Raw genomic sequence first — 17,556 nt, 5'->3', positions numbered from 1 at the left:
ACCGTGAGCTGCGTCGCGATCATCCCCGCCCGTGGTGGCAGCAAGCGCATCCCGCGCAAGAACCTCAAGCCGTTCGATGGCGTGCCGATGATCGTGCGTTCGATTCGCACGGCGCTGGAGTCAGGGCTGTTCGACGCCGTGGTGGTCAGCACCGACGATGATGAAATTGCCGACGTCGCGCGGGCAAATGGCGCCGAGGTGCCGTTCATGCGACCGGTCGATCTTGCCGATGATTTCACCGGCACCGCTGCGGTGATCGTGCATGCCTTGCAGCAATTGCCGACGTTCGATTACGCCTGTTGTGTATACGCGACTGCACCGTTGTTACAGGCGCGTTATCTGCGTCAGGGTCTGGATTTGCTCAAGCAGCATCCGCACAAGTCTTTTGCCTTTTCGGTGTGCGGCTTCGGCTTCCCGGTGCAGCGCGCACTGACCCTCGACGAGGAGGGCGCGTTGACGTCTTTGTACCCCGAATTTCGTACGACCCGTTCGCAGGATCTGCCCGAAGCGTTTCAGGACGCCGGGCAGTTTTACTGGGGCCGCAGCGAAGCCTGGTTGCGTGGCGAGACGCTGTTCTCGCCAGCCAGCCTGCCGGTGATCCTGCCGCGTCATCTGGTCCAGGACATCGACACGCCCGAGGACTGGCAACGCGCCGAATACCTGTACGCCGCGCTCAAGGCCGGCGGAGAACTGCAATGAGAGTGCTGATTCGCGCCGACGCCTCGCCGACCATCGGCAGCGGCCATATCGCCCGCTGCCTGACACTGGCGCGAGTGTTGCGCAGGCAGGGCAGTCATGTTGCGTTTGCCTGTCGGCGTTTGCCGGGGCATCGACTCGAAGCCTTGAATGCCGAAGGCTTCGAGACCTTCGCGCTGCCCGAGCGCTATCGCGATGAAGACCCGCTGCAGGCCATCGAATCGATGTTGCCGTGGCAGTTCGATATTGATGCACTGGGCCTGCTGCTGGACGGGCAGGCACCGTTCGACTGGATCATCGTCGACCATTATGGCCTTGATCATCACTGGCAAACCGCTGCCCGGCGCTGGGCGCACCGAATCGCCGCCGTGGATGATCTGGCCACGCGGCGCTACAGCGTCGATCTGTTGCTCAATCAGAACCTCTCTGGCTTGAGTGAAAACTACGCGCCGCTGCTGCCGCCAGGCTGTCGCACCTTGCTCGGCCCGCGCTACGCCATGCTGCGTGAAGAATTCAACTGCGAGGCCATCGAGATCAGACCGAAGGCGCGCCGGGTGCTGGTGAATTTCGGCGGGTTCGACGCGGCGATGCAGACGCATCGCGCGATGCTCGCCCTCGCTGATTTCACTCAATTGCAGGTGGATTTCGTCGCTGGCGCCGACAACCCGGCATGGACGCAGATGCAGGCGTTGGCCGAGATGCGGCCGAACTGGCGCCTGCACAGTTTCGTCAGCGATTTTCATCAGCGCATGACTGAAGCGGATCTGTTTATCGGCGCCGGCGGTGGCACCAGTTGGGAACGCGCGGCGCTGGGTTTGCCGACGATCTGCATCGCCGTGGCGAACAATCAGCAGGCCAACGGCGAAGTCATGGCCGCCGCCGGCGCGCATGTATTCATGGGCGCCCGCGAGCAGGTCAGCGTCGAGCAGCTGCGCGATGCGGTTGGCTTTGTCGTGGACAATTATTTTCTGCGCCAGAGCCTCGCCGAGCGTTCGCGGCAACTGGTCGACGGCCGTGGTGCCGAGCGCGTGGCGGCGGCGCTGGCCGGTGCGGTGCTCAAGCTGCGCCCGGCGACGCTGGACGATGCGCAGTTGCTGTTCGATGGGCGCAATGCCGAAGCAGTGCGGCGCTGGTCGCTGGAAACCGGCGTGATCGATTGGGCGCAGCATCTGAACTGGCTGACAGCGACCCTGCGCAATCCGCAACGGCTGCTGTTGATCGCCGCGGCGGATGACGGCCCGGTCGGGGTGCTGCGCTACGACTTGCGCGGGTTCGAAGCCGAAGTGTCGATCTATCTGCTGGAGGGGCGTTTCGGCCTCGGTTGGGGCAGGGCAGTGCTCAGCCGTGGCGAGGCGTTTGTTGCTGCGCACTGGCCGCAATTAACACGCATCACTGCGCGGGTCATGCCCGCCAACCAGTCCTCATTGAAAGTCTTTCGCGACGCCGGGTTCACTCAAGAGACCTGCGCGTTCAGCCGTGTTCTGAAGGATCACCCGCATGTCTAGTTTCAAGATTGGTCACCACAGCATCGGTGCCGATGCGCCGCCGTTCATCATTGCCGAGATGAGCGGCAACCATAACCAGTCCCTCGACGTCGCTCTGCAAATTGTCGAGGCTGCTGCCAGGGCCGGGGTGCATGCCTTGAAGCTGCAAACCTACACCGCCGAGACCATGACCCTGGATTTGGCCGAGGGTGAATTCTTCATCAAGGATCCGGGCAGTCTGTGGGCCGGCACGTCGCTCTACGATCTCTACGAAAAAGCCCACACACCGTGGGAATGGCACGCGCCGATTTTTGCTCGGGCCAAGGAACTGGGGATGCTCGCCTTCTCGACGCCGTTCGATGACAGCGCGGTGGATTTTCTCGAAAGCCTCGAGGTGCCGGCGTACAAGATCGCCAGTTTCGAAAACACCGATCTGCCGCTGATCCGTCGTGTCGCGGCTACGGGCAAACCGCTGATCATCTCCACCGGCATGGCCAGCATCGCTGAACTGGATGAAACCGTGCGTGCCGCACGCGAGGCCGGGTGCAAGGATCTGGTCTTGCTCAAGTGCACCAGCACTTATCCAGCGACGCCACTCAACAGCAATGTGCGTACGATCCCGCATCTGCGTGAGTTGTTTGGATGCGAGGTCGGGCTGTCGGACCACTCGATGGGCGTCGGCGTATCGGTAGCGGCGGTGGCGCTCGGGGCGACTGTCGTGGAGAAGCATTTCACCCTCGACCGTTCGGCCGGAGGCGTCGACGCGAGTTTTTCCCTTGAGCCTGCGGAGCTGGCCAGTCTGGTCGTCGAAACAGAGCGTGCCTGGCAGGCCATGGGGCAGGTGCATTACGGCGTCACCGAGGCCGAGCGCAAGTCGCTGGTCTATCGCCGCTCGCTGTATGTCACCGCTGACATGGCCGCCGGTGAAGCCTTTACCGGCGACAATCTGCGCGCCATTCGCCCCGGTCTCGGTCTGCCGCCCAGGCACACCGAAGCCGTCCTCGGACGCCGTGCGCGCACCGCGATCAAGCGCGGTACGCCGCTGGACTGGTCGCTGGTCGAATAGGCCAATCTGCCATCGATTCGGCAAAATAGCGTGACCTGCGAGTCATAACGCGCATCTTCACTGTATTGTATTGACCGGGGAGATGGCGCCTGGCCCGTTTTGCGGTTCCAGTGATAGCCCTTTGCGCTTCCCGTGGCTGCCCGTTGTGGCGGCCGTTTTCTGTTTGTCGGCGCCCCTCGAATCCTTGCGAGCGGTGGTTTTGGGCTGTTTTTTATTGGGAAGCCGTAATGATTGGCATAAAAAGCATTGCGAGCTACGTTCCTGTAGCCGGCGTGGACAATTACGCACAAGGTGCAAAATTCGAAAAGGATGAAGAGTTCATCCTTGGCAAGATCGGTTCGGCGTTCCTGCCGCGCAAAGACGCTGAGCAGGAAACTTCCGATCTGTGCGTGGAAGCGGCCAATGCGCTGTTTGCCAGCAATCCTGAACTGAAGCGTGAATCGATCGATGCCTTGATTGTCGTCACTCAAAACGGTGACGAAGAAGGCCTGCCGCATACCGCTGCCATCGTTCAGGACAAGCTCGGCCTGCCGACCAATGTCGCAGCGTTCGATATCTCGTTGGGCTGCTCCGGTTACGTCTACGGCATCTACGCGATCAAGGGCTTCATGGAAGCCGCCGGCCTGAAGAATGGCCTGCTGATCACCGCTGACCCGTACTCGAAAATCGTTGACCCGGAAGACCGTAACACCACCATGCTGTTCGGCGATGCCGCCACTGCAACCTGGATGGGCGAAAACCCGACCTGGGCGCTGGGCAAGGCCAAGTTCGGCACCGACGGTTCCGGCGCACCCCACTTGAAAGTCAGCAACGGCGTGTTCTTCATGAATGGTCGTCAGGTCTTCAACTTCGCTCTGCTGAAAGTGCCGGCGCATTTGCACGAGTTGCTCGACGATTCCAATCTCAAGGCCGATGACATCGACGCATTCTGCATTCACCAGGGCAGCGCGGCGATCGTCGACGCCGTGGCGCGACGCTTCGAAGGCGAGCCGGAGAAATTCATCAAGGACATGGTCGAGACCGGCAATACCGTGTCGTCGAGCATTCCGCTGCTGCTGGAAAAACACGTGCTCGATTCCGACTGGCAGCGCGTTGCGCTGAGCGGTTTCGGCGTCGGCCTGTCATGGGGCTCGGCGATCATCTATCGTCCGTAAGCCCGAGCAAAAAGCACTGATACAAAAATAGCGTTCAAGGTTAACCTTGAACGCTATTTTTTTGCCCGAGAAGGAGCGCGAGGCGCCATGAGCGAGTTTTTCCAAGCCAATGCCGAGGTGTTGCAACGGCGCTGGCCGGCGCTGTTCGAGCGATTGATGGCCGAAGACAGCGCGTCCGTACAGGCCGAACTCGTGCAAGGGCTGGGCTCGACGCTGAGCGTTGAGGGCATTCAGTTGACCAGCCGCCATGACCGTCTGCACGAGGCGCAGATCCAGGCGGCGAGCCTGCCGGAAAAACCGCATCTGCACGTCTATGGCACTGGCCTGGGCGACTTGCCCGGTGTGCTGCTTGAGCGCGCGGGGCTGGAGCGCCTGTACGTGCACATTCTCAACGGCGCGCTGTTCGCGCTGGTGCTGCAACTGCTCGATCAGCGCCAGTGGCTGGAAGATCCTCGGGTCGAACTGTTTTACGCCGGTGATCACCCGGACTTTTTCACGCCGTTTTTTGCCCTGCCGGCCGAGATGCTATTGGCCGACGACTTCAATGCGAAGATTCGCGACCGGCTGATCAATGAAGTACACCTGACGTTCAACAATCGCGATTTCGATCCGCAGTCACCGGAAATCCGGCAGCGCTTGCAGCAATGCCTGCCGGTGTTGCTTGGCGATGCCGATGTGGCGCAATTATTCGGCAGTTGCGCTGGGCGGGAAGTCTATGTGATCGCCACCGGGCCGACGCTTGAACAGCATTTCGAGCGTCTGGCGGCGATCCGTCAGCGTACCGAGCGGCCGTTGTTCATCTGCGTTGATACAGCCTATCGGCCGTTGCGTGAACACGGCATCGTGCCTGACGTGGTGGTAAGTATTGATCAGCGCATCGGCTTTCGGCATCTGCCCTTCGAGACGTCTGACGGCATTACGCTGGTGTACCTGCCGATGAGCGACCCGCAGGTATTGAAGGCATGGAAGGGCAAGCGCTATGGCGGCTACTCGGCCAGCCCGATCTACAGCGACCTGCGGGAACAGTATCCACGCGGTGAGCTGCACGTCGGCGGCAGCGTGATTCATCCGGCGGTGGATCTCGCAGTGAAAATGGGCGCCGGGCAAATCACCCTGTTTGGTGCTGATTTCGCCTTCCCGATGAACAAGACCCACGCGGGTTGGGGCGACGGCGATCTGGGCCCGCCGCTGGCCCAGGCGCGGCACTGGGTGCGCGATGGTCACGGTCAGCGCGTCAGCACGCAGCTGAATTTTCGCGGCTATCTGTGTGTGCTCGAGCGTTATATCGCCGCGCATCCGCAGGTCGAATTTCTCAACAGCAGTCGCGCCGGTGCGCTGATCGCCGGTACCGCATTCAATCCGGAGTTCGTGCAATGAGTGCGCTGAGTCAGAGTCAGGATCAGTGTCGCCGATGCGCGGCGTTGTTTCGCCTGGGGCGTGACGTCGAGGCGGCGCTGACCATGGTCGATGTGTTCGAACAGGCCCAGCAATGTCTGGCGTCTGCCTCAGTGGATATCCAGCAGGCGTGGGCACAGGTGCTCATGCAAATGCTCGATTGTCAGGAGCGCCAGGACTGGTTGGGCCTGGCTGACTATATGGAATACGAACTGGTGGAATTGCTGGAAAGTGTCCGGCGCTGAACCGCTGCGCAGCACTGGCCCGCGGCTTCGCGTTACAGGCGGTTTTATGGCGTCATTTTTTCGCGCTGGATGTGCTGCTAAGTCTTTGTTTTCTCGGGGGTGGCGTGGTGATGGCAAAATTTTTTCAAAAAGCCCTCAAGCAACCTGCAAACCCGACGATAACTATTACGAAGGTTCTCTAGGCCATACCCGGCGGTTGCCAGGGCCGGAAGCCGCAGTACCCAACCAACGAGGAATTCGTCATGGCTTTAACAGTAAACACCAACACCACATCGTTGAACGTTCAGAAAAACCTGAACCGCGCTTCCGACGCTCTGTCCACTTCGATGCAGCGCCTGTCTTCCGGCCTGAAAATCAACAGCGCCAAAGACGACGCCGCTGGCCTGCAGATCTCCAACCGTATGTCTTCGCAGATCCGCGGTAACACCCAGGCCATCCAGAACGCCAACGACGGTATCTCCGTTGCCCAGACCGCTGAAGGCGCTCTGCAAGCTACTACCGACATCCTGCAGCGTATGCGTGAACTGGCTGTTAAAGCCCGTAACGGCACCAACGGTACTGCTGACCAGACCGCTACCAACTCTGAATTCGCTCAGATGTCGGACGAGATCACCCGTATCTCCGCTTCGACCAACCTGAACGGCAAGAACCTGCTGGACGGTTCGGCTGGTACTGTGACCCTGCAAGTTGGCGCAAACACCGGTTCGGCCAACCACATCGACCTGGTACTGAGCTCCAAGTTCGACGCCGTCAGCCTGTCGGTTGGTAGCGGCACTCTGTCCCTGACTGGCGCTACCGTTACTGGTGCTGCTCAGAACATCGACAGCGCGATCACTGCAATCGACGCGGCAATCGCTGCAATCGGTGCAACTCGTGCCAGCCTCGGTGCTTCGCAGAACCGTCTGACCAGCACCATCTCCAACCTGCAGAACATCACTGAAAACACCACCGCTGCCCAGGGTCGTGTACAGGACACCGACTTCGCCGCAGAAACTGCTAACCTGACCAAGCAGCAAACTCTGCAGCAAGCTTCCACTTCGGTTCTGGCCCAGGCCAACCAACTGCCTTCCGCTGTACTGAAACTGCTTCAGTAATTCGGAACAAGTTTGAGCGGGGGAGTGCGCTGGTCGTGCTCTCTCGCTTTTTTACGTTAAGAGGTGATGGGCATGGACATGAGCGTAAAGCTTCACGTGTCTTATCCGGCTCCCAAACCAGTGCCACCGGTTGCTGACAAACCGTCAGAGCTGCCTAAAGTCCAAAAGACTGAAGCACCGGTCGCTGTCAAGGATCAGGATTCGGACAGCGCCAAGTTGAAACTGGCGGTGCAAGAGATCGAAAAGTTCGTCCAGTCGATCAAGCGTAATCTGGAGTTCTCGATTGACGAGCATTCCGGCAAAGTCATCGTCAAGGTGATCGCAAGCGAGACAGGTGAAGTGGTTCGACAGATTCCCTCCGCCGAAGCCCTCAAGCTGGCTGACAGCCTCGCCAACGCAAGTCATGTGTTGTTCGACGCCAAAGTCTGATAAATGGCATGAATAGTGTTTGTTCGTTCTCAGGACGCGGGTAACGGTCAAAAGAATGGCAACAATCTGAAGGGAGATGCACATGGCAAGTCCAATTCTACCGGGTTCCGGACTGGGTTCCGGCCTGGACATCGGTGCGATCGTCACCGCGCTGGTCAACGCCGACAAGTCTGCCAAGCAGACACAGATCGATACGCAGACCAAAACCAACTCGCTGAAGATCTCCGGCGTTGGTTCGCTGAAGAGCGCCCTGGCTGCCTTTCAAAAATCGATGGCTGACCTGAACAAGGCATCGAGCCCGGCTTTCGCCGGTTACACCGCTACTTCCAACTCTCCGACGATTCTCGGTGCAACCTCCGACAGCACTGCTGTTCCGGGCACTTACAACGTGGTCGTGAAGAACCTGGCCACCGGCTCGAAAGTAGCCAGTGCCGCCTTTGCCGGCGGTGCCGCCAGTGCCATTCCGAGTGGTACTCTGAAAATCAGTCAGAATGGCATTGATTACAATGTCGCGATTCCGGCCAATGCCACTTTGCAAAGTACCCGTGACGCGATCAACACCGCGCAGGCCAGCAACGGTATTTCCGCCAACATCGTGACCGACAGTTCCGGTGCGTCGCGCCTGGTGCTGAGCTCCAGCAAGACTGGCGCGGGCATGGACCTGAGCGTCAGCGGCATCGCCGGCCTCGAAATCGACGGCTCGCAGAAAATGGGTGACAACCCGGCGGCCGGCGCATCCGGTACCGTTGGCGAACTGGCCAGCGACGCGACGATTACCATCGATGGGCTGCCTGTTACCAGCAAGACCAACACGGTAACCGGCGCTATCAGCGGTATGACGCTGAACCTGACCGCCGTCAGCCCGGGCGCTCCCGGGGCGCAAACCGCGGCGGTTGTGACTGTGGCGACCAACACCGCAGGCATCCAGACGTCGCTGCAGACGTTCGTCGACTCCTACAACACGTTGAAGAAAACCATCGACGCGCTGTCCAAGGCGACCCCGGACGCGGATGGCAACCTCACCGTTTCCGCTGCGTTCACCGGTGACTCGCTGCCACGCTCGTTGATGGCCGATATCCGTGAACAGCTGACCGAGACCGGTGCAGGCGGCCAGTTGGCGGTGCTGTCGCAGTTGGGTGTCATGACCGACAGCAAGACCGGTTTGCTGGCGCTTGATGCTTCGGTCTTCAACAAGCGTATGGAAACCCCCGGCATGGCCGGTCAGGTTCAGCAGATGTTCACCGGCACCGATTCCAAGAACGGTCTGTTGGCGCGCATGAGCGCTTCGGTGGACCCTTATGTGAAAACCGGCGGGTTGCTCGACCAGCGCAGCTCGAACCTGACCAATCTGGCTTCGAGCCTGCAAAAGCAGCAGACGGCACTGGACTTGCGCGTTGCCAACCTGACGTCGACATTGACGGCCAAGTACAACGCCATGGACTTGCTGGTAGGGCAGATGAAGGCCACGGCGAGCAGCATCACGTCGTTCTTCAGCTCGCTTAACGCTCAGCAGTCCGCGAAGTAACAGTCAGTAACGACAAAAACCCGGCTACGCTTTATCGGCGTGCGCCGGGTTTTTGTCTTTTGATCTAAAGTTTTCGGACCGGTTGGCGATACACTGGTTATACGAGTCAACGTGGCAATGAGGTAGAACATGAACCCGATGTTAGCCCTTCGGCAGTACCAGAAAGTCGGCGCCCATGCGCAGACGTCCGAAGCGAGCCCGCACCGCCTGGTGCAAATGTTGATGGAAGGTGGTCTGGCCCGGATTGCGCAGGCCAAGGGCGCCATCGAGCGCAAGGACATTCCCGGCAAGTGCACGGCGATCAGCAAGGCCATCGGCATTGTCAGTGGCCTGCGTGAAGGTCTCGATCTTGAAAACAATGCAGAGGCACTGGCCGATCTGGATGGCCTGTATATCTACATGATGAAGCGCCTCGCCGAGGCCAACATCAGCAGTGATCCGCGTGTCCTCGATGAAGTGGCCGGCCTGCTGACAACGGTAAAAGAAGGCTGGGACGCCATCGCGCCTGTGCCGGCTCCGCAGTTCTGAAGGAGAGCACCATGAGTCTTGTATTGCAGCGAATTGCCGATACCCGCGAAGCGTTGGTCGGAGCATTGGCCGAACGAAACTGGGAAGCCATTGGTGAGTTGGATCTGGCTTGCCGTTCCTGCATGGAAGACGTCATGGCGGAAGCTTCGCTGGACGAAGTTGCGCTGCGCGACAACCTTGAGGAGCTGCTATTCGTCTACAAGGAGCTTCTTGAGGTGGCAATGGGCGAGCGGCAGGCGATAGCCAACGAGATGTCGCAGATCACCCAAGCGCAAAAGGCTGCAAAGGTTTACCATCTGTTTGGTTGATTAACCGTCAGTTGAACCAGAGATGTGCGCCATAAATTTGACTGTGCACGGTTTTTTGACTTAACTAGTGGCTATTATCAGGTTTAGGGCGTCTACAGGCACAAGGTGTCCTGCAAGCGTCTCGCTTGCCCCATTTTTCGGGCATTGAGTTGACTAGGGAAGTTGCTATTGCATGTGGCGTGAAACCAAAATTCTGCTGATCGATGACGATAGCGTCCGCCGCCGCGACCTGGCGGTGATTCTGAATTTTCTTGGCGAAGAAAATTTACCCTGCGGCAGCCATGACTGGCAGCAGGCTGTCGGCTCTTTGTCGTCTAGTCGTGAGGTCATTTGCGTACTGATCGGGACGGTTAATGCTCCTGGCGCGCTTTTGGGCTTGCTAAAGACACTCGCAACCTGGGATGAGTTCCTTCCGGTTTTGTTAATGGGCGATAATTCTTCCGTTGACCTGCCTGAAGACCAGCGTCGACGCGTCCTGTCGACCCTGGAAATGCCGCCCAGCTACAGCAAATTGCTCGATTCGCTGCACCGCGCCCAGGTCTATCGCGAAATGTACGACCAGGCCCGTGAGCGCGGCCGTCATCGCGAACCCAATCTGTTCCGCAGCCTCGTCGGCACCAGCCGTGCGATTCAGCACGTGCGGCAGATGATGCAGCAGGTTGCCGACACCGACGCCAGCGTGCTGATCCTCGGCGAGTCCGGCACCGGCAAGGAAGTGGTCGCGCGCAACCTGCATTATCACTCCAAGCGCCGCGACGCGCCATTCGTGCCGGTCAACTGCGGAGCGATCCCTGCAGAGCTGCTCGAAAGCGAACTGTTCGGCCACGAGAAGGGCGCCTTCACCGGCGCGATCACCAGCCGTGCCGGGCGCTTTGAGCTGGCCAACGGCGGCACGCTGTTCCTCGACGAAATTGGCGACATGCCGCTGCCGATGCAGGTCAAGCTGCTGCGCGTGCTGCAGGAACGCACCTTCGAGCGCGTGGGCAGCAACAAGACTCAGAGCGTCGACGTGCGCATCATTGCCGCAACGCACAAGAATCTCGAAAGCATGATCGAGATCGGCTCGTTCCGCGAAGACCTCTACTATCGCCTGAACGTGTTCCCGATCGAGATGGCGCCGCTGCGGGAGCGCGTCGAAGACATCCCGTTGTTGATGAACGAACTGATCTCGCGCATGGAGCACGAGAAGCGCGGTTCGATCCGTTTCAACTCGGCGGCGATCATGTCGCTGTGCCGTCACGGCTGGCCGGGCAACGTCCGCGAGCTCGCCAACCTGGTCGAGCGCATGGCGATCATGCACCCGTACGGGGTGATCGGCGTGGTCGAGTTGCCGAAGAAATTCCGCTACGTCGACGACGAAGACGAGCAGATGGTCGACAGCCTGCGCAGCGATCTGGAAGAGCGCGTGGCGATCAACGGCCATACGCCTGACTTCAGCGCCAGTGCACTGCTGCCGCCGGAAGGCCTCGACCTCAAGGACTACCTCGGTGGTCTGGAGCAGGGCCTCATTCAGCAAGCGCTGGACGATGCCAATGGCATTGTTGCCCGCGCCGCTGAACGTCTGCGCATCCGTCGCACGACCTTGGTCGAGAAGATGCGCAAATACGGCATGAGCCGGGCTGGAGGAGACGAACAGGCGGATGATTGACGCCTGTTTTTCAAGCGCTTCATTTATAAGCGGTTTTTTTTAGGCACGGGTATTGCTATAGCCCTCGCAACGTTCCGTTTCACTGACGGTCAGCCAAGCGAGAGAGCCCAATGCCCCAAGCCGCCCAGATCTCTTCTGCCTCCAATATCGTGGGGCAACCCTCGTCCGTAGAGCAGGCAAGTCGTCAGGGACTTGAGCAGGCCTTCCAGCTGTTCAACCAGATGTCGAGCCAGCTGACCGATTCCTACAGCCTGCTCGAAGCGCGGGTCACCGAACTCAAGGGTGAACTGGCGGTTGTCAGTGCCCAGCGCATGCAGGAACTGGCGGAAAAAGAACGCCTGGCCAATCGCCTGCAAAACCTCCTCGACTTGTTGCCCGGCGGCGTCATCGTCATTGACGGTCACGGCCTGGTACGCGAAGCCAATCCGGCCGCCATCGACTTGCTCGGCTCGCCTCTAGAGGGCGAGCTCTGGCGCCATGTGATCGCACGCTGCTTCGCTCCCCGTGAAGACGACGGTCACGAGATCTCCTTGAAAAACGGTCGACGGCTGTCGATTTCCACCCGCTCGCTGGATGCCGAGCCGGGGCAGTTGGTGCTGCTCAACGACTTGACCGAAACCCGTCATCTGCAAGATCAACTGGCACGGCACGAACGTTTGTCTTCGCTGGGGCGCATGGTCGCGTCGCTGGCGCATCAGATTCGCACGCCGTTGTCCGCCGCTTTGCTTTACGCCAGTCATTTGACTGAACAGCAACTGCCAGTGGAAACCCAGCAGCGTTTTGCCGGACGCCTGAAAGAGCGTCTGCACGAACTGGAACATCAAGTCCGCGACATGCTGGTGTTCGCCCGTGGCGAGCTGCCGCTGACCGACCGCCTCACGCCCAGTGCCTTGATGCAATCGCTGCAGGCAGCGGCGCTGACCCACGTGCAGGATCTGCCGATCCGCTGGCAGTGCGACAGCCATGCCGGTGAGCTGCTGTGCAACCGCGACACACTGGTCGGGGCATTACTGAATCTGATTGAAAACGCCATTCAGGCCAGCGCCGGCGAAGCGCGGCTGAAAGTGCATTGCTACACCAGAGGCAACACCCTGCGTCTGTGTGTCAGCGACAGCGGCAGCGGCATTGAGCCGACAGTTTTGGCGCGCCTCGGCGAGCCTTTTTTTACTACCAAAGTCACCGGTACCGGCCTCGGCCTGACCGTGGTCAAAGCGGTAGCCCGTGCGCATCAGGGAGAATTGACCCTGCGTTCGCGAGTCGGGCGCGGCACCTGCGCGCAGGTCAGCCTGCCACTGTTTTCCGCTGCACAGGGAGTTGAATAAACGTCATGGGCATCAAGGTGTTGCTGGTCGAGGATGACCGTTCGTTGCGCGAAGCGCTGGCCGATACGCTGCTGCTCGCCGGCCACGACTATCACGCCGTCGGCAGCGCCGAAGAAGCACTGACGGCGGTCGCGCAGCAAGCCTTCAGCCTGGTGGTCAGTGACGTCAATATGCCGGGTATGGACGGCCACCAGTTGCTCGCGTTGCTGCGCGCACGCCAACCGCAATTGCCGGTGCTGCTGATGACCGCCCACGGCGCCGTCGAGCGTGCGGTCGATGCGATGCGCCAGGGTGCGGCGGATTATCTGGTCAAGCCGTTCGAACCCAAAGCGCTGCTCGATCTGGTGGCGCGACATGCGCTGGGCAGCATTGACGCTGGCGAAGCGGACGGTCCGGTCGCTGTTGAACCGGCCAGTGCGCAGTTGCTTGAATTGGCCGCACGGGTCGCACGCAGTGACTCGACTGTGTTGATCTCCGGCGAGTCCGGCACCGGTAAAGAAGTGCTGGCACGCTATATCCACCAGCAATCGCGGCGGGCGAGCCAGCCGTTTATCGCAATCAACTGCGCGGCGATCCCTGACAACATGCTTGAAGCGACACTGTTCGGTCATGAGAAAGGTTCGTTCACCGGCGCTATCGCCTCGCAGGCCGGCAAGTTCGAGCAGGCGGACGGTGGCACCATTCTGCTCGACGAAATTTCCGAAATGCCCTTGGGCCTGCAAGCCAAGCTCCTGCGCGTTTTGCAAGAACGTGAAGTGGAGCGAGTAGGTGCGCGCAAGCCGATCAGCCTGGACATCCGTGTGGTCGCCACGACCAACCGTGATCTCGCCGGCGAAGTGGCGGCGGGGCGTTTTCGCGAAGATCTGTTTTACCGCTTGTCGGTTTTCCCTCTGGCCTGGCGTCCACTTCGCGAACGCACTGCCGATATCCTGCCGCTGGCGGAAAAGTTGTTGGCCAAACACGTCAATAAAATGAAGCACGCCGCAGCGAAGCTATCACCCGAAGCGCAAGCCTGCCTGACCGCGTACCCGTGGCCGGGCAATGTGCGTGAACTGGACAACGCCATTCAGCGTGCGTTGATTCTGCAGCAGGGCGGCTTGATCCAGCCGCAGGATTTTTGCCTGAACGGTGCGGTGACTTTTGCGCCATTGGCGGTCGCTGCGCCGGTAATTCGTGAGGTGGAAATCGAGGCAGATTCCTCCGGTGCCCTGGGCGATGACCTGCGCCGCCGGGAGTTTCAGATGATCATCGACACCCTGCGCGCCGAGCGTGGTAGGCGCAAGGAAGCTGCCGAAAAGCTCGGCATCAGCCCGCGCACTTTGCGTTACAAACTGGCGCAAATGCGCGATGCCGGGATGGACGTCGAAGGCTATCTGTTCGCCACCTGATCGATGCTGCAAAACATTCCAGATGCTTTTCTCAGAAGGGTGCCCACTAGCTGGCACCCTTGTTGCTAATACCTGTGTACCCGCCGAGTGAGTGTCAAAAAATTGCGGGCCGCCCAAGAGAGTAGACCATGAGCCAAGGTATTGAATTTAATCGGTTGATGATGGACATGCAGGCCATGAAAGTGGATGCCATGTCTGCGCGTAAATCGACTGCCGCTGTCCCTGAAATCGCGGGCAGCAGCTTTTCCGACATGCTCGGTCAGGCGATCAATAAAGTCAGCGATACCCAGCAGGCGTCGACTCAACTGGCCAACGCGTTCGAGATCGGCAAGAGCGGTGTCGACCTGACTGACGTGATGATCGCGTCGCAAAAAGCCAGCGTGTCGTTCCAGGCTCTGACCCAGGTGCGCAACAAGCTGGTCCAGGCTTACCAAGACATCATGCAGATGCCGGTTTAAGGGCGAAATAAGTCATGGCAGAAGCAGTCGCTGATAACGTTCCGGCCAAGGCCACCCCGATCGACGGCAAACCGCCGCTGTTCGGCCTGTCCTTTCTGGAAAACCTTTCCCAGATGACCGTGCTGCGTCAGGTCGGCCTGTTGGTCGGTCTGGCTGCGAGCGTGGCGATTGGCTTTGCCGTGGTGCTGTGGTCGCAGCAGCCGGATTACCGTCCGCTGTACGGCAGCCTTGCCGGCATGGACGCCAAGCAGGTCATGGAAACCCTGGCCGCCGCTGACATCCCTTACAACGTAGAACCCAATTCCGGCGCCTTGCTGGTCAAGGCCGACGACCTGTCCCGTGCGCGGATGAAACTCGCTGCCGCTGGTGTCACTCCCAGCGACGGCAACATCGGTTTCGAAATCCTCGACAAGGAACAGGGTCTGGGCACCAGCCAATTCATGGAAGCGACCCGTTATCGTCGCGGCCTCGAAGGCGAACTGGCGCGGACCATCTCCAGCCTGAACAACGTCAAGGGTGCCCGCGTGCACCTGGCGATTCCGAAGAGTTCGGTGTTCGTTCGTGACGAGCGCAAGCCGAGCGCTTCGGTACTGGTCGAGCTGTACAGCGGGCGTTCGCTGGAGCCGGGTCAGGTGGTGGCGATCATCAACCTGGTGGCGACTTCCGTGCCCGAGTTGAGCAAATCGCAGATCACCGTCGTCGATCAGAAGGGCAACCTGCTCTCCGATCAGGCGGAGAACTCCGAAATGACCATGGCCGGCAAGCAGTTCGATTACAGCCGCCGCATGGAAAGCATGCTCACCCAGCGCGTGCACAACATTCTGCAACCGGTACTGGGCAACGATCGCTACAAGGCTGAAGTTTCGGCCGACGTCGATTTCAGTGCCGTCGAATCGACTGCCGAGCAGTTCAACCCGGACCAACCGGCGTTGCGCAGCGAGCAGTCGGTCAACGAACAACGTACCGCCAGCAATGGCCCGCAAGGTGTGCCGGGTGCCCTGAGCAACCAGCCGCCGGCGCCTGCCTCGGCACCGCAGACCACCGGTGGCACCGCCGCAGCGGCCGGGATGATCCAGCCGGGTCAGCCACTGGTTGACGCCAACGGTCAGCAGATCATGGATCCGGCCACCGGCCAGCCGATGCTCGCGCCGTACCCGGCGGACAAGCGTCAACAATCGACCAAGAACTTCGAGCTCGACCGTTCGATCAGTCACACCAAGCAGCAGCAGGGCCGTCTCAATCGCCTGTCGGTGTCGGTGGTGGTCGACGATCAGGTCAAGGTCAACCCGGCCAACGGTGAAACCAGCCGTGCGCCGTGGAGCGCCGACGAATTGGCACGCTTCACCCGTCTGGTGCAGGACGCGGTCGGTTTCGACGCCAGCCGTGGCGACAGCGTCAGCGTGATCAACATGCCGTTCTCCGCCGAGCGCGGCGAAGTGATTGCCGATATTTCGTTCTACTCCCAGCCATGGTTCTGGGACATCGTCAAACAAGTGCTGGGTGTGCTGTTCATCCTCGTACTGGTGTTTGGTGTGCTGCGTCCGGTGCTCAACAACATCACCGGCGGTGGCAAAGGCAAGGAGCTGGCCGGTCTGGGCAGCGACGTGGAACTCGGTGGCATGGGCGGCCTGGACGGCGAACTGGCCAACGACCGCGTGAGCCTCGGTGGTCCGCAGAGCATTCTGTTGCCGAGCCCAAGCGAGGGTTATGACGCGCAGCTGAATGCAATCAAGAGTCTGGTAGCTGAAGACCCGGGTCGCGTGGCTCAGGTCGTAAAAGAGTGGATTAACGCAGATGAGTGATAACCGAGCCGCCGCCGTCAAATTGACCAAGGTCGACAAAGCCGCGATTCTGCTGCTGTCCCTCGGTTCGACCGATGCTGCGCAAGTGCTGCGCCACATGGGGCCCAAAGAGGTTCAGCGCGTCGGCGTGGCCATGGCGCAGATGGGCAACGTCCATCGCGAACAGGTCGAGCAGGTGATGAGCGAGTTCGTCGACATCGTCGGCGATCAGACCAGCCTCGGCGTCGGTTCCGACGACTACGTGCGCAAGATGCTCACCCAGGCCCTGGGCGAAGACAAGGCCAACGGCCTGATCGACCGCATCCTGCTCGGTGGCAACACCAGCGGTCTCGACAGCCTGAAATGGATGGAGCCGCGCGCCGTCGCCGACGTCATCCGTTACGAACACCCGCAGATCCAGGCGATCGTGGTCGCGTACCTCGATCCGGATCAGGCCGGTGAAGTGCTCGGCAACTTCGACCATAAAGTGCGTCTGGACATCATCCTGCGCGTTTCGTCGTTGAACACCGTGCAACCGGCCGCCCTGAAAGAACTCAACCAGATTCTCGAGAAGCAGTTCTCCGGCAACTCGAACGCCTCGCGCACCACCCTGGGTGGCATCAAGCGTGCGGCCGACATCATGAACTTCCTCGACAGCTCGATCGAAGGCCAGCTCATGGACTCGATCCGCGAAGTCGACGAAGACCTGTCCGGTCAGATCGAAGACCTCATGTTCGTGTTCAACAACCTTGCCGACGTCGACGACCGTGGCATCCAGGCACTGTTGCGCGAAGTGTCTTCCGATGTGCTGGTGCTGGCCCTCAAGGGTTCGGACGAAGGCGTCAAGGAAAAGATCTTCAAGAACATGTCCAAGCGTGCCGCCGAACTGTTGCGCGACGACCTCGAGGCCAAAGGTCCGGTGCGCGTCAGCGACGTCGAAACCGCGCAGAAGGAAATCCTCACTATTGCCCGTCGTATGGCCGAAGCCGGCGAGATCGTGCTCGGTGGCAAGGGCGGCGAGGAAATGATCTAAGC

At 60.2% G+C, this 17,556-nt stretch carries 17 protein-coding genes; all 17 read left to right on the top strand.

Annotated elements, in window-relative coordinates; all coding sequences use genetic code 11:
• The first annotated feature begins 3 nt into the window (after window positions 1-3).
• The 17 genes from pseF (at window position 4) to fliG (ending at window position 17,554) form a co-directional block, all read left to right on the top strand.
• The gene (pseF, locus tag PspCFBP13508_RS25120; protein ID WP_137216048.1) at window positions 4-699 is read left to right on the top strand and encodes a pseudaminic acid cytidylyltransferase; all 696 of its coding nucleotides are present in this window, start codon (window positions 4-6) and stop codon (window positions 697-699) included.
• Complete coding sequence (gene pseG / locus PspCFBP13508_RS25115) at window positions 696-2,201, top strand: UDP-2,4-diacetamido-2,4,6-trideoxy-beta-L-altropyranose hydrolase (RefSeq protein ID WP_137216046.1); 1,506 nt, start codon at window positions 696-698, stop codon at window positions 2,199-2,201. The genes pseF and pseG overlap by 4 nt, the downstream gene beginning before the upstream one ends.
• Complete coding sequence (gene pseI, locus PspCFBP13508_RS25110) at window positions 2,194-3,246, top strand: pseudaminic acid synthase (RefSeq protein WP_137216045.1); 1,053 nt, start codon at window positions 2,194-2,196, stop codon at window positions 3,244-3,246. Before pseG ends, pseI begins: the two co-directional genes overlap by 8 nt.
• Window positions 3,247-3,473: 227 nt before the next feature.
• On the top strand, window positions 3,474-4,400 hold the full coding sequence (locus PspCFBP13508_RS25105; protein ID WP_016771093.1) for a ketoacyl-ACP synthase III: 927 nt from the start codon (window positions 3,474-3,476) through the stop codon (window positions 4,398-4,400).
• A gap of 87 nt (window positions 4,401-4,487) precedes the next feature.
• Complete coding sequence (locus PspCFBP13508_RS25100; protein WP_137216043.1) at window positions 4,488-5,777, top strand: 6-hydroxymethylpterin diphosphokinase MptE-like protein; 1,290 nt, start codon at window positions 4,488-4,490, stop codon at window positions 5,775-5,777.
• A complete protein-coding gene (locus PspCFBP13508_RS25095; protein ID WP_137216041.1) occupies window positions 5,774-6,040 on the top strand; it encodes a hypothetical protein in 267 nt (88 codons plus the stop codon). Before PspCFBP13508_RS25100 ends, PspCFBP13508_RS25095 begins: the two co-directional genes overlap by 4 nt.
• Before the next feature lie 242 nt (window positions 6,041-6,282).
• Window positions 6,283-7,134, top strand: a complete 852-nt coding sequence (locus PspCFBP13508_RS25090; RefSeq protein WP_130910459.1) for a flagellin domain-containing protein — start codon at window positions 6,283-6,285, stop codon at window positions 7,132-7,134.
• Between the two features lie 72 nt (window positions 7,135-7,206).
• Entirely contained in the window at window positions 7,207-7,563 is a 357-nt protein-coding gene (locus PspCFBP13508_RS25085) for a flagellar protein FlaG (protein WP_137216039.1), read from the top strand.
• Between the two features lie 82 nt (window positions 7,564-7,645).
• Window positions 7,646-9,088 carry a flagellar filament capping protein FliD gene (fliD, locus tag PspCFBP13508_RS25080; RefSeq protein ID WP_130910457.1) on the top strand — a complete coding sequence of 481 codons (1,443 nt, stop codon included), beginning with the start codon at window positions 7,646-7,648 and terminating at the stop codon, window positions 9,086-9,088.
• 129 nt (window positions 9,089-9,217) lie between these two features.
• Window positions 9,218-9,616, top strand: a complete 399-nt coding sequence (gene fliS / locus PspCFBP13508_RS25075; RefSeq protein ID WP_041479013.1) for a flagellar export chaperone FliS — start codon at window positions 9,218-9,220, stop codon at window positions 9,614-9,616.
• An 11-nt stretch (window positions 9,617-9,627) separates the two neighbouring features.
• Entirely contained in the window at window positions 9,628-9,924 is a 297-nt protein-coding gene (locus PspCFBP13508_RS25070; protein WP_016771085.1) for a hypothetical protein, read from the top strand.
• 172 nt (window positions 9,925-10,096) lie between these two features.
• Window positions 10,097-11,572, top strand: coding sequence for a sigma-54 dependent transcriptional regulator (locus PspCFBP13508_RS25065; protein WP_016771084.1), 1,476 nt, complete (start codon window positions 10,097-10,099; stop codon window positions 11,570-11,572).
• Between the two features lie 110 nt (window positions 11,573-11,682).
• On the top strand, window positions 11,683-12,894 hold the full coding sequence (locus PspCFBP13508_RS25060; RefSeq protein ID WP_137216037.1) for an ATP-binding protein: 1,212 nt from the start codon (window positions 11,683-11,685) through the stop codon (window positions 12,892-12,894).
• A 5-nt stretch (window positions 12,895-12,899) separates the two neighbouring features.
• Window positions 12,900-14,282 (top strand): sigma-54 dependent transcriptional regulator, encoded by a 1,383-nt coding sequence (locus PspCFBP13508_RS25055; protein ID WP_137216036.1) that lies wholly within the window; start codon window positions 12,900-12,902, stop codon window positions 14,280-14,282.
• Window positions 14,283-14,410: 128 nt separating this feature from the next.
• On the top strand, window positions 14,411-14,740 hold the full coding sequence (gene fliE, locus PspCFBP13508_RS25050; protein WP_016771081.1) for a flagellar hook-basal body complex protein FliE: 330 nt from the start codon (window positions 14,411-14,413) through the stop codon (window positions 14,738-14,740).
• A 14-nt stretch (window positions 14,741-14,754) separates the two neighbouring features.
• Entirely contained in the window at window positions 14,755-16,542 is a 1,788-nt protein-coding gene (fliF, locus tag PspCFBP13508_RS25045; RefSeq protein ID WP_137216034.1) for a flagellar basal-body MS-ring/collar protein FliF, read from the top strand.
• Window positions 16,535-17,554 carry a flagellar motor switch protein FliG gene (gene fliG, locus PspCFBP13508_RS25040; protein WP_039761172.1) on the top strand — a complete coding sequence of 340 codons (1,020 nt, stop codon included), beginning with the start codon at window positions 16,535-16,537 and terminating at the stop codon, window positions 17,552-17,554. The genes fliF and fliG overlap by 8 nt, the downstream gene beginning before the upstream one ends.
• Window positions 17,555-17,556: the final 2 nt, after the last annotated feature.

It is taken from the genome of Pseudomonas sp. CFBP13508 (genome assembly GCF_005233515.1).
GTDB lineage: Bacteria > Pseudomonadota > Gammaproteobacteria > Pseudomonadales > Pseudomonadaceae > Aquipseudomonas > Aquipseudomonas mercuritolerans.
This window is presented reverse-complemented; position numbering and strand designations above follow the sequence as displayed.